At 52.6% G+C, this 22,536-nt stretch carries 14 protein-coding genes; 2 read left to right on the forward strand and 12 right to left on the reverse strand.

What is annotated here, in order from left to right; genetic code table 11:
* Window positions 1–77: 77 nt before the first annotated feature.
* The 11 genes from RSX24_RS00385 to RSX24_RS00435 all read right to left on the reverse strand — a co-directional run bounded on the left by RSX24_RS00385 (window position 78) and on the right by RSX24_RS00435 (window position 17,390).
* Window positions 78–1,025 (reverse strand): hypothetical protein, encoded by a 948-nt coding sequence (locus RSX24_RS00385; protein ID WP_343259374.1) that lies wholly within the window; start codon window positions 1,023–1,025, stop codon window positions 78–80.
* 27 nt (window positions 1,026–1,052) lie between these two features.
* Window positions 1,053–1,790 (reverse strand): polysaccharide deacetylase family protein, encoded by a 738-nt coding sequence (locus tag RSX24_RS00390; RefSeq protein WP_343259375.1) that lies wholly within the window; start codon window positions 1,788–1,790, stop codon window positions 1,053–1,055.
* Between the two features lie 608 nt (window positions 1,791–2,398).
* A complete protein-coding gene (locus RSX24_RS00395; protein WP_236419488.1) occupies window positions 2,399–2,902 on the reverse strand; it encodes a ferritin in 504 nt (167 codons plus the stop codon).
* Between the two features lie 337 nt (window positions 2,903–3,239).
* Window positions 3,240–4,814 (reverse strand): ABC transporter substrate-binding protein, encoded by a 1,575-nt coding sequence (locus tag RSX24_RS00400; protein ID WP_236419486.1) that lies wholly within the window; start codon window positions 4,812–4,814, stop codon window positions 3,240–3,242.
* A 72-nt stretch (window positions 4,815–4,886) separates the two neighbouring features.
* Entirely contained in the window at window positions 4,887–5,798 is a 912-nt protein-coding gene (locus RSX24_RS00405) for a carbohydrate ABC transporter permease (protein WP_236419484.1), read from the reverse strand.
* 27 nt (window positions 5,799–5,825) lie between these two features.
* Window positions 5,826–6,743: an ABC transporter permease gene (locus RSX24_RS00410; RefSeq protein ID WP_236419640.1), complete on the reverse strand. Its 918-nt coding sequence runs from the start codon at window positions 6,741–6,743 to the stop codon at window positions 5,826–5,828.
* 306 nt (window positions 6,744–7,049) lie between these two features.
* Window positions 7,050–8,114, reverse strand: coding sequence for a LacI family DNA-binding transcriptional regulator (locus tag RSX24_RS00415; protein ID WP_236419482.1), 1,065 nt, complete (start codon window positions 8,112–8,114; stop codon window positions 7,050–7,052).
* 345 nt (window positions 8,115–8,459) lie between these two features.
* Window positions 8,460–8,579 carry a YjcZ family sporulation protein gene (locus RSX24_RS00420; protein ID WP_236419480.1) on the reverse strand — a complete coding sequence of 40 codons (120 nt, stop codon included), beginning with the start codon at window positions 8,577–8,579 and terminating at the stop codon, window positions 8,460–8,462.
* A gap of 117 nt (window positions 8,580–8,696) precedes the next feature.
* Window positions 8,697–8,963, reverse strand: a complete 267-nt coding sequence (locus tag RSX24_RS00425) for a YolD-like family protein (RefSeq protein ID WP_236419478.1) — start codon at window positions 8,961–8,963, stop codon at window positions 8,697–8,699.
* 142 nt (window positions 8,964–9,105) lie between these two features.
* Window positions 9,106–10,797, reverse strand: coding sequence for a DUF11 domain-containing protein (locus tag RSX24_RS00430; RefSeq protein WP_343259376.1), 1,692 nt, complete (start codon window positions 10,795–10,797; stop codon window positions 9,106–9,108).
* Window positions 10,794–17,390, reverse strand: a complete 6,597-nt coding sequence (locus RSX24_RS00435) for a CLIPPER-2 domain-containing protein (RefSeq protein ID WP_343259377.1) — start codon at window positions 17,388–17,390, stop codon at window positions 10,794–10,796. The genes RSX24_RS00430 and RSX24_RS00435 overlap by 4 nt, the downstream gene beginning before the upstream one ends.
* Before the next feature lie 225 nt (window positions 17,391–17,615).
* On the opposite strand from RSX24_RS00435, the gene RSX24_RS00440 reads away from it, so the two are divergent.
* On the forward strand, window positions 17,616–18,740 hold the full coding sequence (locus RSX24_RS00440) for a GGDEF domain-containing protein (protein WP_236419472.1): 1,125 nt from the start codon (window positions 17,616–17,618) through the stop codon (window positions 18,738–18,740).
* 80 nt (window positions 18,741–18,820) lie between these two features.
* Here RSX24_RS00440 and RSX24_RS00445 read toward each other — a convergent pair whose 3' ends face one another.
* Entirely contained in the window at window positions 18,821–19,345 is a 525-nt protein-coding gene (locus RSX24_RS00445; RefSeq protein ID WP_236419470.1) for a hypothetical protein, read from the reverse strand.
* Between the two features lie 224 nt (window positions 19,346–19,569).
* Here RSX24_RS00445 and RSX24_RS00450 point away from each other — a divergent pair, with 224 nt between their 5' ends.
* On the forward strand, window positions 19,570–22,536 hold the full coding sequence (locus RSX24_RS00450; protein ID WP_343259378.1) for a Na+/H+ antiporter subunit A: 2,967 nt from the start codon (window positions 19,570–19,572) through the stop codon (window positions 22,534–22,536).

Genomic DNA, 22,536 nt, shown 5'->3' on the forward strand with positions numbered 1-22,536 from the left:
AAAAAGCTTGGCCGGGGTTTATGTTCCGGCCAAGCTTTTTCGTTGCGACCCGACTGTCATAGAAACTCGACTCAAGTCTATTTAACGGAGGCTACCATGCCAAGCGCTTCGTTCGGCACCTGACTGGTTTTGAGCTGATAGATCTGTTTGCCCGCTTGCCAGGAGATGGCGACATTTACGGACTTGCCTCCGCTTGGATAGTGTACGTCTACAAAACCTTTGTCTTTGGGAGCAGGCAGCTTGTGCGTTTCCAAAAATTCCACCATTTTTTTCGCAATGCCCGGGTTGTTCATTTGATCCTCGGAGATCGACTGGATGCGCAGCGTCCATCTGCCCTCATTCCAGGTCAAATATTGTGATCCGGCCGCGCCTTCGGCAACGCCTTGAATGCTGTGCCCCAAATCCACTTTCATGTCGTCCGGCACATTACCCGTTTCCTCATCCGGGAAGATATCCGTGCTATTCGGATCTTTGTATGTGTTTACCTCAAACGTTGCGATGACAGCCGCCTTGCTGCCCGATTTTGTCAGGGACGAATCGTTCAGGGCCACCGGCTGATCCACGGCATAGAACGTGACTTGGAAGGCATTTGACGTATTGGAATCGATCGAAGCCGCCAAGGTTTTTCCTTTGTCGAGCGGGAAAGAAGTCGGCAGCAGCGTACCGTTCAGCTTCAACTGGCTGCGCACTTCCTTGATCACCTTCGATTGGCTTGACTCGGAGGAAGACGATGCATTCCCGCCGGATTGTCCCGCGCTGGCGCTCTCTCCTTTTCCGGTATTGGCACTGCCTGACGAAACCACTGTTCCCGCAGTGTCTGTTGTGTTTGTCGACGCGGCATCCTTCGCACCGGAATCCGAGCTGACGGATGGATTGGCTGACGATTCGGATGTTTGTTGTCCTGCCGCAGCAGATGAGGACGAGTTGGCTTCGGCAGGCTTCGTATCCTGTCCGCCGCAACCGGCGAGAGCGAGAAGAACCGCCGTTGTGACCGGGATGGTTACCCATACCTTTTGTTTTTTCATGTTGTCGTCCTCCTTGATGTTGGTCGTTTAACGTTTGTCATTCCAGAAATTGACCGGCTCTACCTGTTTGGTTAAAATTTCGAACTTGTATCCTTCCGCCTTGAGCGATTTCAATACCATCGGCAGCACTTTCAACGTAGCTTCCTGATCATGCATCAGGACAACCGGCGTTCTGCCGCTTTTTTGCACGGTATGAATTTGCTTCATGACGCTGTTATACACTTTTTGGTGATCTTTTTTGTATTTCCAGTCTTCGGAGTCCACATTCCAGTCCCACAAATGGAACCCGCCCTGACCCAGCAATACATCCCGATAAGTCGATTTCAAATAAGGTTTGCTGCCATAAGGCGTTCGAATCAGAGTTGTTTTGACGCCAGCCACTTTATACAGGCTGTTGTTCGCCTGCTGCATTTCTTTCAGACCGCTGTAGGCGGAAAGGTAGAACTTGCCAGGAACATGCGTCACGCCGTGAAGTCCCAATCCGTGTCCGTCCGCAACGATGCGTTTGGTTGCTTTAGGGAATTTCTCCATCTCAGGTCCAAGCATGAAAAAGGTTGCTTTTGCCTTGTATTTGTCCAGAATGTCCAGCAATTGGCCTGTATGAGCCGTCGGTCCATCATCGAAGGTCAGATAGATGACTTTGGCACCGGTCTTCGCTTGCTTGGTGCTGGATGCGGCTTTAGCCGAAACCGACTGCGGCAGAAGCAACGGAATCATCAGTATAATAGCGAGTGTGATCATCAAAGATTTGCGGATTTGTTGCATAAAATAAAGCTCCCTTGTTGGTGTATTTCCCCAGCTGTCTGCAATTCCACGTCATGCATCCTTCGGCGATAATCCTAATTCTAGCAAATCGAATTTTCCACATTCTAGCTTCAAAGGCTACGTTCGAGTTACACTTTTGTCAGAATAGCACTGAAAATAAAACGATTTTGATAGATTTTGTCCGAAAGTACATTCACTGAGGATAAATCAATTTTGACATAATCCTTATTAACCCGTTCGACGTCGTTTGATAGATTCACGGGTGAGATTTATGGCAGGCAACGAAAAAAGCCTGCGCGAGGCAGGCTTCCTGTTCATTGAAATGAAAGGTTCGAATCACTGCTTACATATGTATCTATATAAACCGCACTAAACAATCACATGAGGCACTGCGAGTGCAGTACCATCTTCCAATCGCTGTTATCCCCGGATTTATTCTAATTCCCTTTTTCAAAGGAAAAATCCGGTGATAAAGGCGAACGCTTCGCTTCTCCAGATTGGTTCTGCCTCTCCGTTAACGTGTGTATTTTTTGCGGTTTATCTATCATGCGACCCGATTCCCTATCAAAGGAAAAGATCGCTGCGCCCTTCCGTCTGCAGGCGCGAAATTACTCCGCAGGCGCAGTGAACGAACGCTGCGCAAACTCCGCGTCGAGCATGTAAAATGCGTTGCTGTCTTTTTCGATGCGGCGCAGCTTTTGAATGATGTTGTCGAACAATGCCTCTTCCTCCACCTGCTCATCGATGAACCATTTCAGGAAATACATCGTGGCATGCTCGCGCTCGTTCAGCGCCAGATCGGCAAGGTGGTAAAATCTTTTCGTATTTTGCTGCTCATGCGCATAACCGTGTTCGAACACGTCGAGCATGGAAGCATACTCGTTTTTCGGTTCGGGCAGTGCGGCAAACGTGGCACGATGCCCGCGATCGTTCAGGAATTTATAGATTTTCATGCCATGGAAACGTTCTTCCTCTGCTTGCACGAGGAAAAAGTTAGCAAACCCGTCCAGGCTTTCGCCGGAACAATAAGCCGCCATCGCCATGTACACATGGGCCGAATAAAACTCAAAGTTCATCTGCTCAATCAAAGTATCCGTCAACTCTTTGCTCATTTTGTAGATACACCTCATGCTTTCTGTAATAATAGCTACATCATATCATATCGGCTGTCATGCGGACATGGATTATATATGGATTTCGCCAATGGAGAATGACCGTGGATTCATATATTGGGCAATTGGGCAACCGCATAAATAATCATGCCCTTCAAAAGCAAAAGAAACGGTTTCCTTGCGGCATGAAAGACAAGTCTTCCATATTCCCCAGGAACCGTTTCTCTGGTTATCTGTAGAAACCGCATTAATCAATCACACAAGGCCACTACGTGTGCAGTACCATCTTCCGATCGCTGTTAGGCTGAAGAAATCGTTATGAGTGCTTCATGCATGCTTATTTCGCCATTTTTTCCTTGTAGGCATCCAGTTGTTTTTGCAGCTCGGCTTTGACCTTGTCATACCCCGCCAGCTTCAGCTTTTCGCGGAATTCGTTCACGGCCTGCTCGGGGTCGGTGACTTTACCGAAGTTGATCGCCGGTCCAAGCTCGCCTGCAACCTGTGAAATCGCCGTCAATTCGCTTTCCACCGGCGTTTTGTCAAATACGAATTGTCCATACGGATACGCAATTTTGATTTTGTCGTATTCGTCGTATAATGTATCGATTTGATCCCAAGTCGTATCGCTTGGAATCTCGAATTTGTCGACCCGTCCTCCCCAGAAGTCGGAGTAGAAATTGTCGCGGGTCTCGTCATAGCCTTCCGGCCGAGTGCGTTTTCCGTCCTTGATTTCATATTGCACGCCTTCGATGCCGTAGTTGATCAGGTGATAGATTTGCTCATCGTTGCGAATGAGGTCATACGCCATCAGCGCCCGTTCCGGATTTTTGCTGTGGGAACCGACCGACGTACCGCCATGGGTGATCGACAGCTCCATCAGGTTGGTGCCGCGCGTACGGTTGAAGGGGAACATTTGCAGCTCGGAACCCGGTTGTGCTTTATCCATGTCTACGCGCAGGCCGGAGAAGGTTTGGGTATGATGCTGGTCCAGTCCGGACAGCCCTGCTTTGAGCGCATCGCGGTTGTTGTTTTTGTTGTTGAGCGCGTCTTCGCGCCAGAAGCCGCGATCTGCCCAATCTTTCATCAGTTTGGCATAATTCAGGAACGTATCGTCGAATACCGGCTCGGCTACCGTGTATTTCTCGGCATCCGATTTGGCCGTAAATACCGGCATGTAACCCGTCGAGATCGGAAGCTCCAGATTATCCGTGTAGGATTGGACATAACCGCCCCATGTCATTGCGCCGGAAGCCATATCCCAAGGGATGACATCAGGTTTGTTGTCTTTGATGTATTGCAGATACTGGCCGATTTCTTCCCAGTTTTTGATCGGTTCCGTCAACCCTGCTTCCTTCGCCCAGTCTCCGCGATAGAAAAAGCCATGGTTAACCCATTGCGTGTACTGGTCTTCCGGAATCAGCACGATATTGCCGTTATATTTGCTTTCGTTCCAATGGTCTTCAGTTACTTCTTTCCATGTGATCGGCGCATAGGTCGGCAGCAGTTCGTCCAGGTTCATGAAGGCTCCGCGCTGCGCGTTGGCCCATGTATCCAGCCAGTCTGTGCCGATCGTAATCAGGTCAACCGGTTCGCCGGATGCGAGCAGCAGATTGTATTTGGTTTGCCAGTCTGCCCACTCCACCCATTTCCACTCCAGCTCGGCGTTGATCTTCTCTTTCATAAGTTTGTTGACCTCGGCGAGCACCTTGTCGAACTGATCGTTCTTCGGCTTATCGCCCAAAACGACATAACTGATCTTCACAAATTTGGAGACATCGATCCCGTTGTACGTTTTGGCTCCACCTGAAGCCCCCTCGCCCCCGCCGTCGCTTGTTCCGCTGCTTCCGCACGCGGCCAGAAGGCAAAGCACCGCAACCATGAGGATGGATAACAACGTTTTGGATTTACCCATTTGAACTCCCCCTTTATTATGGATGACCTGAAAATCCTATGCATAAGCAAGGCGACTGCCGGCTGCGATGCATCAGCCTTTCACCGCTCCCACTGTAATGCCTTTAATAAAGTAGCGTTGAACGAAAGGATAAAACAGGATGACCGGTCCCGTCGCCACGACGGCTACGGCCATTTTCATCGATTCGAGCGGAACGTCGCGAAGCTGCACGTTGGAGGCCGCTGCGGAGTTGCGTACAAAATCGGCGCTTGTGACCACGTTGTACAGGAAAAGCTGCAATGGGCGGTATTTCATGTCCGCCGACAGGAACAGCATCGAATTGTACCATTCGTTCCAGTAGCCGAGCGCAATGAACAATCCGATGGTGGCAAGCGCAGGCGTTGCCATGGGCAGGATCAATTTGACGAAAATGGTGAAATCGCCTGCCCCGTCGATTTTCGCGGATTCCGTGATGGCATGGGGAATGGAACGCACGAAACTTTTCATCATAATGATCAGGAACGGGCTGAGCAAGCCGGGAAGAAGCACGGCAAGATAATTATCCTTCAGATGCAGGTATTGGGTGATAAGCAGGTAGAACGGAACCAATCCGCCGGAGAACAGGGTCGTGAAGTAAATAAAAAACGAAATTTTGTTGCGGTATTGAAAATCCGGACGCTGAAGCGCGTATCCCGTCATGGATACAATCAGCAGACCGATCACCGTACCGACCACCGTAATTCCGATCGTGACCAGATAAGAGCCGATAATCAAATTAGGGTTCTCGAAAATGATTTTGTAGGCAAACAGGCTGAATTCTTTCGGCCAGATGTTAAACCCGAATTGTTTAATCGCATTCTCGGAAGTGAAGGACGTCCCTATGACCAGCAAAAACGGGAACAGACATAACAGGGCAAACGCTCCGATGAAAATATAGCTGAACCAACGAAGGAAGATACTGCTGCGATCCGACCGCAGGCGATCATGCTCGAACTGTTCATCCATGAAACAACGCTCCTCTCTCCCATCGATTTAAAACAAGGAATTTTCCGGGGACAGCTTCTTGACCAGCCAATTGGCGCCCAGGACGATGAAGAATCCAAACAACGACTGGTACAGGCTGACCGCGCTGCCCATCGAGAAGTTGAAGTTGGTCATGAGTGAACGGAATACGTAGGTTTCGATGATGTCCGTCGTTGCGTACAGCGCGGTGTTGTTCGCGCCGACCAAGTTATAGATCAGGCCGAAGTTGCCTTTCAGGATACCTCCAAGCGAGAACAGCAGCAGAATGATGAATGTTGGTTTTAACCAAGGAAGGATGATGTATCGAATGCGTTGGAAAGCGTTGGCGCCATCGATTTCGGCAGCCTCCACAATTTCGTTGTCAAGTCCCATGATCGCCGCGAAGTATACGATGGAACCATAGCCCGTCGATTGCCAAAGATACGTCAGTACGATGATGAACGGCCAGGCTTCAGGGCTTGAATATGCTTTGAACGGTTCGAAACCAAGCGTGCGAAGCAAGGAGTTCAGCAGACCATAGTCATAACTCAGAATGTTGTACGCGATGAGGCCGATCAATACGGCAGACACGAAATGGGGCAGAAACATGATCGTTTGGGAAACTTTTTTGAACCACTTTGAACGGAGTTCATTGAGCAAGACCGCCAAAAAAATTTGAAGCACGTTTCCGAGCAGGATAAATGCCAGATTGTACGCGATCGTGTTGAACGTTAATCGCCAGAGGTCTCCGGTCATCACCAGGAAGCGAAAGTTTTCCAAGCCGACAAACGGGCTCTTGAAGATGCCGTCGGTGTAGTTGTACTTGACGAATGCCAAGTAAATGCCCGGCATGGGGAGGTAAGCAAAAATGATAAAAAAGACAATCGCCGGCAAACACATGATCAGCAGCGTCCGGTTGTTTCTCCATTTTTTCCAACGTCGCTGCATTACGCTTTCCCGGCTAACCCCTATTTCCCTTTCCGATACTGTGGACAATCGCATTCCCCTCCTTCTGTAATTGCACGGCAACCACAAATGAAACCGATTTCATGAATGGGCGGATCAACAATGCCAACAGGAAGATCATTCGGTCTGCGCAGCGTTGGAAATGAATGAGTGAATGAGGTAACCTCTGCCGGATTTCGTCCAAAAACCACACCCATTTATGAAACGGGTTTCACTCGAGGTCAAAAATGTAAGGGCTTTCTTGAAATGAGAATAAGCCCTCACGCGTCCGTTGTCAATCACTTTTATTCAAGTTTTATTTCCCGCTCCTGTAAATGGTGCGGTCGATTGCCTGACTATAAGCTCTGGCAGGATCGTCTGCAGCTGCGGCACCTTTTTGCCGGAAATCAGGCGGTCAAGCGTATGCGCAGCTTGGCGCCCCAGCTCTTGAGAACGCAGTGAAACCGACGTCAATTCAGGGATGCTGTACGAAGCAAGCGGAATGTCGTCATACCCCACGATCGACAGCTCGTGAGGAACGGCGATTCCTTGCTGGTGTGCGGCTTTGAGCGCCCCGATGGCGATCAGGTCGTTCAAGCAGACAATGGCCGTGGGACGCTCGGCCCTCTGCAGCAGCCTTTGGGTTAATTCCAGACCGCGTTCGACCGAAAATCCGCCGACCAGAATCCACTCCTTCCGGATGTGAAGATTGGCCTGCTTCATCGCTGAACGAAATCCTTGCAGCCGCTGCTGGGTATTGCTCATCTGTTCAAAACCGCCGATCAAGGCAATATCCTTGTGCCCCAGGTCGATCAAATGCTGAACGGCCAGCTCCATGCCCCGTTTCTGGTCTACGGCCACCCGTGGAAGTTTGGTTTTGGGAAGCGAGCCGTTCAACAGCAATACCGGAACCCGCTTGGCCGCCTCCTGGATTTCGTCGACGAGGGTCTGGCCCGGCTTCGCCAGGTCCACCCGTCCTCCAATGATGACAATGCCGTCGACCTGTTTTTCCATCAGCAGATTAAGGTATCGTGACTCGCGTTCGTATTGCAAATGACTTTCCCGATCCGAGGACATCGTATCGCACAAAAAGAACGTGTACCCCATCTTGCCTGCTTCCCGATCAAATCCCGCCAGGACTTCCGGAAAAAAAGGGTTCGTAATGTCCGGCAGGATAAACCCGATCGTTCCCGTTTCCTTTCGGAGCAGGCTGCGTGCCAGCGCATTGGGCTGAAACTGGTGTTTTCGGATCAACGCGTCGATTTTTTCGCGCGTCTCCTTCTTGACGGGAGCGGTATTGTTCAGCACCCGGGACACCGTGGCAACAGAAACGTTGGCTTCTCTTGCAATATCGTATACAGTAACCGGCCGCATTCGTACTCCTCATTCCTTCATGGATTCCCTGCATGACGACGTCTTCAACAGGGTTATGTAACGGCTTTCAATGCTGAGATTGTGAGTTATTATACGCTTTCATTTTGCGGGGCGCAATGTGCATTTTCAATGAATGGTCCATCTGCGGTGATATCTCCTTTCTCGCGCTCCCATACCATATTATAACAAAAAAAGACTATTCGTTCGTAAATTCTACCCTATTCTGCTTATTGTGAACGAGAAAAAGCGATGCCGGGACATTTCTCCCGAACACCGCTTTCCTTAATGCTTTATTCGACAAATTCGGCAAGGCGTAACAGCTTCCTCATCTACGTTTACAGGCCGTTATACCAAGAACGCTTTGGTGATGATGACCAGCAGGATGAAAAGAACCAGAATCGCTCCGACGGAAGTGAAACCACCATAGCCGTAGCCTCTTGTGTCTCCGCTCAATACTTCGCTCATTCAACGTACCTCCTCTGCAACAGGTATGGGTTATCATATGCAGGAGAGATACCGTTGACAGGGCGGATGCCCTATTTGTTCAAAAGATGTTTGGAATTCGTTCAAATAAATGTCGTTTCAATACCGTGGATAGTCCACACGCATGATGTCAAGGAAAGGGACTTTGGCCACCTTCGGCATGAACTCTTCTTCCAAGTCTTCCACATGCACGAGCCTTGTGCGCGAGTCCAGTTTAACGATGACGCCCTGCAGCTGTTCTTCCTTTCCCCACACCGTTAACACCACGACCGACCGTTCACGAAAGGCTTCCACCAGTTGATTGCCCAGTTCCTCAAGTTCGAATTCATCGCGGGTAGGTCTTTTTGCCACTTTTGCTTTTGCCAATATGCAGCCTCCTCTTGAGCTATTCAGACGTCCCGATCTGCAATGACATGCCGAGGACATATGGTACAAGTATACCATTCATTCCCGATTCTTGTAATGCTGAGATGAACTTTTTCCCAAATTTCCCATGCAAACCTACCGATTACTCATCCATGTCTTCGATCTGTATGGAATACGCATTGGACGTTTCCTCTCCTGCATGCCGCTCCCCGTTCCATTCGTAGGTGTAGGCTCCGAGCAGCACGCCCTGCACCAAGCCCGGCTGCGTACGGGCAGACATCTGGACTTTGTAGCTGATGCGTCGTTCGGAACCCGGCTGCACTTCGCCCACATGCAGAAATTTGGGCGCAACATGTTTGGGTGGACCGCCTCCTTCGTTAGGACCAAGTTCAAGGCGCCAGGTCGATTCCGGCGGAAGAAAGTCGAACAATTGCACGCGGGCAGCCACATTGCCTCGGTTAGCCACACCTACATGGAAGGTTACGATTCCTCCCAGTTCAACCAAATCAGGCACTACGACCACATGAACGCCAATGATCGGTCCCTTCAGCTCAACCACGGCTTCGTTGGAGGTTAGCAGCCGGCGAACGGAACGGGAATCGGGCAAACGAAATGTATAATTCAATCGGGCCTGATTGCTCAGCTCGAACGGAATCGGATTTTGACGCTCAGCCGCAATCCGTGCCTCGAATTCCACATGCACGTTGGAACGGGCGGTGAGCGTGCCCAGATGTATGCCTCTTCCCGGGTCGAGCCCTGGACGTCTCACGCCATTTAAGCGAGTGCTTCCCTCCGCATAAATCATGCCGGGCGGAAGCGCGTCGGTGATAAAGGCATCTACGGCGAGCGAAGCTTCATTGGATACAATCAACTCATATTGGACTTTGCTCCCGAAGGTGGCAATTGCCGGCGTTGCCTTTTTGCTGAACGAAATGTGAGGGTTCACGACCTGCAGCACTGCCACATTGGAATCCGAAGCTTCCGCTTCCCCACCCGATGCATAGTGAAGGATGGCTTGCGCACTAAGTTTCCCATCCGTTCCGGCCCCGGTAACCTGCACGCGGAATTGAATGATGACGGCGGCCTCGGGCAGCACTTCCCCGAGATCGATCCCGCCATCAGGTGTCACCTCGGGCGCGAACATGTCATCGATCACGACACTCCCCGGAATGAAAGACAATCCTTGCGCCAACGAAACGATTGCCCTTGCCTGCTGTGCGGCTACAAATCCGGGATTTCGCACCGAAACACTGTACTTCACGATATCGCCGACAAATGTTTGGGCGCGGTCCACCTGCAGCGCAACCAGCAATTTTGCCGAAACCAACATGACCTCGACGGTGTTGGAGTATTCCTCCCCCGTGCCTTCCCTGCCCTCCGGCGTCAAAAAGACATACTGCACCTGTGCCTGGTTAACCAGCTTCAAGTCGGGGGGAACAGCCACAATGATCGCCTGGAAATGGAGCCGCAGCAGCGCCCCTGCAGCGATCTCCAACCATGGGAGTCCTTCCGCCGGCGACGCGCCGGGAAGCGGCACCCCGTCCCGCAATACCGAATTGGGAAGGAACGCGATACCCGGGGCCAGCGGGTCAATGACCCGCACCCTCGCATCAAGATTGCCTTCGTTCTCGATCTCGATGTCATAGATCAACGTTTGACCTAGAGCAGCCTTGAACAAGTTGCACCGTTTGCGGATCATCAATTTGGGACCGATCCAAGGCGTAACCACGGTATTGGAATACGAAATTTGCTCCGGATCGTCCACATCCGTGTTGAAACGAACGAGCGAGCGGTTCTGCAGATTAAAGGACAACGATCTGGATTCCGGACTCATATGACAACAACCCGGACCTGGAAGGTAACCGTTACGGATGCGCCTGGCTGAATCGTGCCGAGCGTGATGCCGGTGTCCGGATTGCCTGTCGGACGAGGCGTACCGTCCACCGTTACGCTGCCTGCCACGAACACCGCTCCCGCAGGTATCGGATCGACCATGACCACATTGTTGACGGCTTCGATTCCGCTGTTCGTTACAGTTATCGTATACGTAATGACATCCCCCACGACCGCGTCTACGGCGCTTGTGCTTTTGCTGACAACCACGTTCGGAGCGGATACCGGAATGACAAGCACGTTGGAAGATACCGTACCCGTGAGTTGACGGCCATCCGGCGGACTATACGTGTAGCTGGCTACCGCCTGATTGGTCAGCTGCTGGTTCTGAGGCAGCGTATCCACCGTAACCTGAAGCGTGACGGTGACGTTGACTGTACCTCCTGCCGGAATGGTACCCACGACGATGCCCGTATTCGGATCTGCTCCCGGCTGCGGAACGCCGTCGACCAGAACGCTGTTCGGGACCAGCACGGCCCCGTCCGGAATGGAGTCGGTTAACGTGAGCTGAACAGGCAAATTGCCCGTGTTCGTGATGGTGAACGAGTATACGATGGTATCGCCGATGGTGGCGTTCGAGGTGTTGGCTGTTTTGGTTACTGCAACGATGGGCTGGTAAATCGGCGTGATCACCGTATTGGAATACGCCGTTCCCGAAAACGCGCCGGAAGTAAAGCTGACTGCCGACTGGCTGCTGACTTGCGGCGGGGTCGGAAGCGCATTAACTCTGACCGCATAAGATACGGTAACCGAAGCGCCGGGAGCAATCGTGCCAAGCGCGATACCCAGGGCCGGATTGGCCTCAGGCCGCAGGACTCCGTCCACCTGCACGCTTCCGGCGACAAAGCTGGTGGACGGATCGATCGGATCCGTCAGCACCACATTATCCACATTCTCGATGCCGCTGTTCGTAACCACCGTTTGATACACAATCGTGTCCCCGACCACCGCATCCGTAGAAGCCGTCGTTTTGACAATCTCGACATCCGGTGCAGACACCGGGATGAGCAGTGTATTGGACGAGATCGTGCCGCCCAATGTCCGTCCATCCGGCAGCGTATACGTAAACGTCGCCGTCGCCTGGTTTGCCAGCTGCTGGTTTAACGGCAAAGAGACGATGACCACCGAGAACGTCACGGTAGCGGAGGTGGTTACTGTGCCAAGCGGTATACCCGATGCCGGATCGGCCCCGGGAACGGGAGCCCCGTTCACGATGACGCTGTTCGGGACCAGTTCCGTGCCCGCCGGAATGGTATCGGTCAATGTAACGGAAGCACCATAATTCCCGGCATTGGAGATCAGGATCGTATAAACGATCGTGTCTCCCACCGTGGCGAGCGTTTGATTCGCGCTTTTGGCTGCCGATAAGATAGGCTGGTATACCGGCGTGGTGACCGTATTGGAAAACGCGGTAGCGGAGAATGAACCCGATGTAAAGCTGACCGACGACTGATTGCTGATGGTTGCCGTAGGCGGAAGCGCATTGACGTTAACACTAAAGGCAACGGTGACGGTGGCTCCAGCTGCAATGGAATTCAGGATAATTCCCGTCGAAGGATTCGCGCCTGGACGCTGAACGCCATCGACGAATACACTGCCGGGCACGAGGGATGTGCCTTGCGGAAGCGCATCGGTAAAAACCACGTTGTTGACGGCGGCGATCCCGTTATTCGTGACAGTGACGGTGTAGGCGACCGTATCGCCGATAGATGCGGCCGTGGAGGACGTCGATTTGACGACGTCGACGTCAGGGGCCGATACGGGAATGGTTAACGTATTGGACTGCACGCTTCCCGTCAACGTTCTTCCGTCCGGCAGCGTGAACGAATAGGCTACGTTTGCTTGGTTGACCAGCTGCTGCGGCGTTGGCAATGAAACAATGACGACGGAAAACGTCACGGTCGTCGCAGCTCCGGCGGCAACGCTTCCTGCCGGAATGCCTGTACTTGGGTCGGCTGCCGGCTGCGGTTGGCCGTTCACGATGACGCTGTTGGGTACAAGCGTTGTGCCGGCCGGCAAATTATCCGTTACCGTAATCGTGCCTGGAAAGTTCCCCTGATTGTTTACGGTAATGGTATAGCTGACGGTATCACCTACCGTTGCATGGTTTGTGCTGGCACGTTTCTGCGCCGTAAGAATCGGCTGGAAAACTGGCGTAATGAGCGTATTCGAGAAGGCAGATCCCGAGAAGGCCCCTGACGTAAACGTCACGGAAGAACGGTTGCTCAGCTGGCCGTTCGGCGGAATGGCATCGACCGTGATGCTGAAGGTAACCGTCGTTGAAGCTCCCGGAGCCAGCGATCCAAGTGCGATGCCGCTGTTCGTCACAACGATGGAATACGTGACCGTGTCGCCGATCGCGGCAGCCGTCGAGGCCGTACTCTTCACCACGGCAACGTTCGGGGACGATACCGGGAACGTCACCGTGTTGGACGTAGCCGTACCCGTCAGCGTCCGCCCGTCCGGCGGGGTGAACGTATACGTGGACGTGGCCTGATTGCTGATCTGCTGCGGAGAAGGCAGCGAATCCACCACGACAGCGAAGGTCACCACCACCGTGGCGCCGGCCGCCACCGTTCCAACAGGAATGCCGGTTACCGGCGATACCCCTGGCAATGGCGTCCCTGCCACAACGACGCTGTTGGGCACAAACGTGGTTACGGAAGGAATAGCATCCGTCAATGTAAGATTGGCCGCCAAATTTCCGCTGTTGCTGACGTTTACCGTGAAGACAACCGTATCTCCAACAGTAGCGTTGTTCGTGTTTGCCGTCTTGGCAAGCGAAATCTGGGGTTGAATGACCGGGGTCGTCGTTGTGTTGGACGACGACGTTCCGGAAAATACGCCGGACGTGAAACTTACCGTCGATTGGTTGTTGATCTGTGAAGGAACGGGCATAGTTATCCTCACCTCGAAAGTTACGGTAGCCGTGGCTCCTGAGGCCAACGTACCGATTGGAATGCCGGCGGACGGATTGGATTGCGGGATTGAAACCCCGTTCACAATGACGCTCCCGGATACGAACGTAGCATTCGCTGGCAGTGGGTCGGCAAGCACAACGCTGCCGATTCCCGCTGCTCCGTTATTGCGAATCACCGATGTGTACGTTATGACGTCACCGGTTACCGCATTGCTCACATTAACGCTTTTGAGGACCGATACGTCCGGCAACGATACAGGGGTCGTTACTGTATTGGAGATAGCGTTTCCTGCAGCAGTCCTGCCGCTCGGCAATGTGTAATTAAATCCTGCCGCAGCCTGATTCACCAACTGGCGAGCAGCCGGAAGGCTCGTTACCGTTGCCACGAAAGTGACCGTTACGTTTGCTCCCGGCGTAACAGCTCCAACCTGGATTCCCGTGTTCGGGCTGACGCCGGGTGTCGGAACGCCATTTATGATCACGCTGTTCGTGTTGAAGATCGCTCCGGCGGGAACAGGATCATTCAACGTGACGTTAGCAGCGATGTTCCCCGTATTGCTGACCTGGATCGCATAGTTGAACGTATCTCCTACGGTCAGATTCGTGGTGCTCGCCAACTTGGCCAACGTAATGACAGGCTGATACACGGGCGTGGTGACGACGACCGACGACGACGTACCGTTGAAACTGCCCGAAGTGAACGCGGCGCTGGCGCGATTGCTAACGTTTCCCGTACCGGGCACAGACGTAACCCTGGCTTGATACGTTACCGTAGTCTGGGCTGGAGGGGGCAAGGTGCCTAGCGTAATGCCGGATATCGGATTGGCGGCGCTTACCGATGCCCCATTGACGGTCACCGTGCCCGAAATGAACTGAAGGCCTTCTGACAGCACATCCGATAGGATGACGTTTTGGACTGCGCCGGAGCCTGCATTCGTAACGTTAACCGTATATGTAAGTGCATCACCTACAGTGGCATCTGCGGCATTTACCGTTTTGGCAATCGTAACGTTCGGCGCAGAAGCAGGAATGACAACGGTGTTGGAAACGGCGCTGCCCGATAAATTTCTGCCGCTTGGGAGTTGATACGTGTAATCGGCCGTCCCTTGGTTGCGCAGGATCGGCGGTTCGGGAATCGACGTAAGCGACGTCCGGAAAGTAACCGTAAACGTCGAGCCCGGGTTTACGATCCCTAAAGATATTCCTGTAAGCGGCGAACTGCCCGGACGGGCCGTCCCGTTGACCGTCACCGAATCGGTAATGAACGACGTCCCGGAGGGAATCGTATCCGTCACGGTAACTTGCGCTGCGATATTGCCCCTATTGGTAACAACGAAGGTATACTGAATCTGATCGCCCAATGTGGCATTTGTTTCATTTGCAGACTTGGCTACATTGATGACCGGCTGATAGACCGGAGTGCTTACCGTATTCGAATTTGAAATTCCGGAGAACGCACCAGAGCTATAGGACACCGAAGCCTGGTTCGATAGCGAGCCCGAAGCAGGCAGCGATTGTACGGCAACCTGAAAGGAAACGGCGACTGAAGCACCGGCAGCAATGGTTCCGAGCGAAATGCCGCTGCCTGGATTGGCCGAAGGAGCTGCAATCCCCCTCACCACGACGCTGCCTGCAACAAACGCAGCGCCGGAAGGTAGACTGTCTGTCAGGATTGCATTGTTGATGGTCTGAATGCCGGCGTTGGATACGCTCAGGTTATACGTAAACGTCTCTCCTACCGCTACATCGGTCTCTGTCGCCGTTTTGCTCACAGTTACATTCGGCAACGCTACTGGAATGGTAATTGTATTGGAAGAAACGGAGCCTGTTATGGTGCGGCTATCCGGTGTAGTGAATGAATAAGCGGCCGTTGCCCGATCCGTAAGCGTGGGCGGTGCGGGAAGGGAAGTGACCAGAACCTGAAACGTCACCGTGCTCGTCGTTCCGGCCGCAACGCTGCCGATATTAACGCCCGTCGCGGGATTGGCTCCCGGGACGACCGTTCCGTTGACGCGAAAACTTCCCGCGACGTATGAGCTCCCGCTAGGAATATTGTCGGTCAGGGTCACCGTTGCAGCCGTATTCCCGGCATTGTTGACCTGGATGGTATAAGTGACTTGGTCTCCCACCGTTGCGTTGGTGGTGTTTGCTGATTTAATCAGCGCCAAGTTAGGAGAATACACCGTAAGCGTATTGGCATTGGACGGGATCACCCCTGTGATGATGGATCCCCCGGCAACGCTCTGAAACGTGAAGGCCGCGTTCGCGGTGTTCACCAGCTGCAAGATGCTGGAATCCGAAGCAATTTGCGCGCGATACGTGACTACGATGCTGCCGGACAGATTCAGGGAACCGAGCGGAACCCCCGCGTTGATGTCATACGTCGGTCGAGATACCCCCGCAACAGTAACGCTTCCAGGGATAAAGGTGAGTCCGGAAGGAAGCGAATCCGACAAAACAACGCTGGCCGCATTGGCCGTTCCCGAGTTGTTGACCGTCACGGTGTACAGTATGCTGTCTCCGGCCGCCGCACCCGTCGCTGCCGTAGATTTCGAAAGCGTGATCCTCGGTGCGTTGATGTCCACTTGGATGGCGTTACCGTTGACGATGTAAGCATCCCCGGACGTGGTCAGCGTCAGGACTGCGGTCGACTGGTTATTGACCAGCCGGGCAGACACATCCACATTCGTAATGTCCCAGCCCTGCCGGCCTCCGATGATATTGGTGCCCGGCGCACCATTGGTTTGGTTTCTCGTTCCGAACGTTCCTGTTGTGTTTAAAGCTCCCGTATCCCCATTTATCTGAGAAGCGAAAAAGTTGTTGGCAAAGTTATTAGGACCTGACAAAGCAACGGAAGTCGCCGATGTCGGACCGAACAGTGCCTGATCTCCCGTTCGGTTCGCATCCCCCTCCTGTGCGCTAAACAAGGCTCTTCCGCCCAACGCCCCGGATATGGGCGTCGCAAATCCGGTAATGGTCGTTACTACAGGTGCGGAAGTGGATTGAACCAGTACTCCCCCGGCTCGCAATGACATGTTGCGGAAGGGCAGATTCGGATTCTGGTAAATGACGCCAAGCGTCCAGCCGGCATGGTTGGCCGTCGGATCGTTTGCAACGACGATCGTACCTACGACCCCGCCTGTCGTATATGTACCCGCCCCGCCATTCTGAACCAGCGTCGTTACGTTGGCGGAACGCACATAGCCGGAGGCGCCGTTTCCAAGATCAAACTGATTGTACGTGGCTGGGTCCGGAGTGACGCTGCTTGTGCCTGCAGGGGTCGTGAAGGTGACGGGGTTGTTGATGAATGCGCTAAGATTGATCGTTCCGTTAATGTAACTTCCGCCCCAGATGAGCTCGGCGTACAGCACCGTGCTGCCTGCGGGGAGGACAAGGGTTGCAGAAGAGCTGTTGCTCTGGTACTGGCTTGTCGTGCCTGCCGGATAGGTGCCATAGGTTAAACTGGTATTCACGGTCGTAAACGCGCCGATGCTATCCTGGGTACCTGGAACCGCAGCCGTATCGGACCGGCTTAGACCAAGGGTATTTCCCGTAAATGTAATCGCTCCTGTTGCATTGACTGTTGAACGGACGATAAGAGGAATTGAATCCACCCCCCTTCATCTAATTGGAATCATCATGTCTTGGAGCCTACATCTTAGGTTATGACGGTAATCATGATTTTTGTCTGTCCTTTATGAGAACGTGGAGAATTGTCTCCCTGATCGATCTTCCAACGAAGAAATATAATCATTTGCGTTTCTTCGGTTGTGCTTTATAATTACTCTATACGAGAGTCCATTCTGTCGTATCATTATGATGCAGTCAGCGGTGATATATTGAGAAAACCCAATACGCGTAACAGCCGCATACCCGCGGAGTACGAATTCAAACATGCCATTTGGATCAAAAGGATGTTGCGTTCCTACTGGGTAGTCGTCATTAGCCATGCGGTAATCCAGGTAGCATGTTATCTGTTCATGGTCTATGATCGCACACCCGAAGATTTCATCCTTAATGTGCTGATATGGCCCACCCTTGCGGGTGGTATATCCAATCTGCTGGCCGCCTGGGTCAACCGGCGTTTCAAAACGCTAACCTTTTCGTTCTACGCAATGACTGTCGCCGGCACGGTGGTCGCCTGGACCATTATTCGCGTCAATTATGACATTCGGATTATTTTGGCGATCTGTTTGCTGCCGATCCTCTCCTCCGTCCTTTTTCTGAGCAAGAAACGAGTCTGGACAACTTTTCTCATGCAATTGACAGGATACATTATCGTGTTGTTCGACCCGGGATACAGAGCGTACCTCTCGTCGTTTGACATGGTTTCGATACCTGCCTTCCTCATCATCGGCACCTACGTGGCCCAACTGATCGTGACCAGTCAAATGGAGGTGCTGGAAGACCTCAGGCAAAGCATGCTCGCCAAGCAGGAACTGATCGTAAGAAATGCCATCATGGCCAAACAATCCAAGACGGACGGATTGACCAAGCTGTACAATCAAAGTTCTTTCAAAGACTATTTCGAAAAAGCATATGAATATGCCAACGATGGCATGAGTCTTCATCTCGCACTGATCGATATCGATAATTTCAAATCCATCAATGATACATATGGCCATCGCGTCGGCGACATCATTTTGGAGAAGGTATCGCTGGTTATTCAGGAACAAATCACCTCCAGCGATATTGCTGCCCGGTACGGCGGCGAGGAATTTGCGGTTCTGATGTTTGAGCAATCGTTCGAACAGGCCTATGCGGTCATCGAGAAAATCCGCAAGGGCGTGGCCAGAATGGTTCTCGCGGAACTCGGAGGAGCTTACGTCACAGTTAGCGCCGGACTGCAAAGCTATAATCATCAATTAACCAAGGACAAGCTGTTCGAGGAGGTTGATGCCTGCCTTTACATCGCCAAGCGGACGGGAAAGAACAAAACCGTTACTTCGCTGGAAAGCGCATAAATGTTTTCACCAAAAAAAGTTGTGATGCTCGCCGTAATAACGGTGTGCATCACAACTTTTTGTTTTGAATCTCTTCCCGATTATGGTTCCGCCCATTCCCATCGGTTCCGAAACTGCTCCAGCCGCGGATGAACCGTTTCGGGAGAGCCGTCGATGATGATGCGCAGCCGCTTGATCCATTCCTCAAATGAATCAAATGACGCAAAACGATTGGCCATGTCTGTGGTTAATATCAAAAAGATCGGCGCAGGATACAGATCCGTCAGATGGCGCAATGCCGTATCCATAGGCGTATATTTTTTCCGCTTGCCTTCGAGGCCCTCCACTTTGATGCTGGAGTCATTATGCTCAACTCTCCAGCCGTGAAGCCGATCTTCCCTTTTGTAATACGGCCGCACTTCTTCCTTGCTCCATCGTTTAACGGTGCTTTCATGCAGCGGATACAGCACCAGCTGCTGGAACGAACGCGATTCGGCGAGTTGTGCGGCCCGCTCCAACTGTTCATCGGTGATGTGTTCAAACGAGTCGTAAAACACCAGCGTGCCTTTCCGGCTGGCCGGGGGCGGTTCATAACCGAAAGGAACCGTCTTGTACGTGCTTGTCATGTTCCCTTTCCTCCTTTGCTGAACATATTTCCATCTTCCCCTGATTTTATTATGCTCGATCCTCCGCATGCAAATCCGAAGTAAAGGTCACCCCATGCAGATCATGGAAAAGATTCTGTATCGCCCCACCTGGTTATGAATATAGAAAGCAACCTGCCTTCCATGCGATCCTTCAGCAGGTTGCCCTGAGAACATGTCCCATACCAGATTTGGAGGTGCAAACTTTGAGCCTGCTTCACATCGCCGTTTTATTCCCTTTCGTCGCAGGCGTTGCGCTTGCCGCTTGTTACCGTTTGATCCGCAGCATACATCCGGGATGGCCGGTCATGTTCGTCCCGCTCGGTTTATTTGCTTATTTCGCAAGCCGCGTTCCCGACGTATCGAACCGAAATCCGGTTTCCGGGTCTCTTCCATGGATTCCTTCGCTCGATATCGGATTGAATCTGTACCTGGACGGGCTCAGCCTGCTCCTTTCCTTGCTGATTAGCGGAATCGGAACGCTGGTTGTGCTGTATTCGATTTATTATATGGACCGCAAAGATGCGCTAAGCCGTTTTTATTTGTACCTGCTCATGTTTATGGGAGCCATGCTTGGCGTGGTGCTGTCGGATAATATGATCGTGCTCTACGGTTTCTGGGAATTGACCAGCATTACTTCATTTCTCCTGATTGCCTTCTACCACAAACGCAAAGCCTCCACCGCCGGGGCGCAAAAATCGTTCCTGATTACCGTCTTCGGCGGTTTTGCCATGCTGGCCGGATTCATGATGCTGTATCTGATGACAGGCACCTTCAGCATCAGGGCAACTTTTTCGGAATGGGGCAATATCCAAGATAGCGCCCTGTTTGTGCCAGCCTTAGTCCTCATCCTCATTGGCGCGTTCACCAAATCGGCGCAGTTCCCGTTCCATATCTGGCTCCCGGATGCGATGGAGGCGCCGACGCCCGTCAGCGCATATTTGCATTCGGCGACCATGGTCAAGGCCGGTCTCTATGTCGTGGCCAGGTTCACGCCCATTTTTGGCGGGGAGGCCGTATGGTTCTGGCTGGTCACTGGCGTGGGTCTGCTTACCCTGTGCTACGGTTCGTTTCTCGCCGTGAAGAAAAACGATCTTAAAGCCATCCTCGCCTATTCCACCATTTCGCAACTCGGGCTGATCATGTCCCTGTTCGGAATCGGCTCGGCAGCCTTGTATTTCGGAAAAGGAGATTCGTCCGCAGTGTATGTGGTTGCGACCTCTGCCGCTTTGCTGCATCTGTTCAACCATGCGACGTTCAAAGCTGCCCTGTTTATGGTAGCAGGCATTGTGGATCACGAAACGGGCACAAGAGACATCCGCAAACTGGGCGGGCTCGCTTCCTTTATGCCCGTAACGTTTACGATCGCGTTGGTTGGTGCGTTTTCCATGGCAGGGCTTCCCCCGTTTAACGGGTTCATCAGCAAAGAGTTGTTTTTCCAGGCGATGGTTGAAGTCACGCACTTGCGCATTTTCGGACTTGGTGAGTGGGCTGTGCTGCTGCCTGTCTTGGCATGGCTGGCCAGCGTATTTACGTTGATTTACGCAATGATCCTGACGTTCAAACCGTTTCTGGGTCGCGTTCGCAGCGACATGCCGTCCGGAAAGCTGCACGAGGCTCCCGTGGGCATGCTTGTCCCTCCGATGGTGCTTGGTGTCCTGGTCCTTCTGTGCGGATTGCTTCCAAACCTCGTTGGCGGGCCTTTGATCGAACCGGCTTTGGCTTCGGTACTCCCTTCCCTTCTGCAAGGGCGGGAGCGGTTTGACGTACATTTTTCCTTGTGGCACGGCTGGACTCCCGAACTCTTTATGACGATCGGCGTCATTGGGTCTGGCGTGATATTGTACAGCATGCTTCCGAGATGGCGCGCCGTGTACGACCACTATCCTCAAGGACTGACCATAAACCATATATATCGCGTCATACTGGATACGTTGCAGCATTACGCGCGCCGGTGGACGGAAACCTATATGAACGGTTCGGTCAGGAATTATCTCGTTTACATTTTGTCCTTTACCGTCGCTTTGCTCGGCTATGCATTTTTCCGCTCGGGCGAAAACATCGTCTGGAATCTCAAGGGAAAGGCTCCTTTTTCCTTCTATGAAGCCGTTTTGCTTATCGCGCTCATCGCAGCCGCAGTCACGATTCCTTTTGCCAAAAACCGACTCTCGGCAGTCATTATGACCGGTGCCGTCGGATATCTCGTCACGCTGCTGTTCGTTCTGTTCAGGGCGCCGGACCTTGCTCTTACGCAGATGATCGTCGAGACGGTATCGGTCGCGTTGTTTCTGCTCTGCTTCTATCATTTGCCCGAACTGAAGCGAGGCAAGTCAAGCCGCGGCTATCTTCGGGTCAATCTGCTTGTATCCGCCGCCGTCGGCGTGGCGATGACCTTTGTTGCACTCGCGGCAAGCGGCACGGCCTCCCCGCAAAGCATCGCCGATTATTTCATCAGGGAGAGCTACGATCTTGCCGGCGGCAAAAACGTGGTCAATGTATTGCTGGTCGACTTCCGCGGCTTCGATACGCTGCTCGAAATCATGGTTCTTGGTGTTGCTTCCTTGGCCATTTATGCCATGGTCAACCTGAATCTGGAAGCAAGGGACCTTGGGGCAAGACTCACGTTTCCCAAAAAAGAAAAAGCAACAAGAACCGTTGAACCGTCGGAAGGGAACAAAGAAGAACACCGCAAAGCTCGCAAATACGGGCGTCACGAACACAAGCGGGTCCAAGCTTGGGATACCGTTCCGTTGCAAAGCAATGACGTGTTATTGAAAACGACGACCAAAGTTGTGACATTCATCGTTTTGACGTTTGCGCTGCACCTGTTCTTTGCCGGCCATCACAATCCGGGCGGAGGTTTCATTGGCGGGCTGGTCACCGCCGCTGCCCTCGTGCTTGTTGCGCTTGCCTTCAGTACCGAAACGATCCGCAAAGCGCTGCCCATCGACTTTCGGACGTTGACGGGCATTGGCCTCGGGATCGCCGCGTTGACCGGAACGGGCTCTTTCCTGTTCGGCGCGCCTTTTCTTAGCCAAACCTTCGGATATTTCGAACTGCCGCTGCTCGGCGAAACCGAGCTCACTACCGCGATGTTATTCGATCTTGGCGTTTACCTTGCCGTACTCGGAGTCACAATGAACATCATTTTGCAGATTGGGGAGGACCGTTGA

Source organism: Paenibacillus hubeiensis, assembly GCF_032334105.1.
Lineage (GTDB): Bacteria > Bacillota > Bacilli > Paenibacillales > Paenibacillaceae > Paenibacillus > Paenibacillus hubeiensis.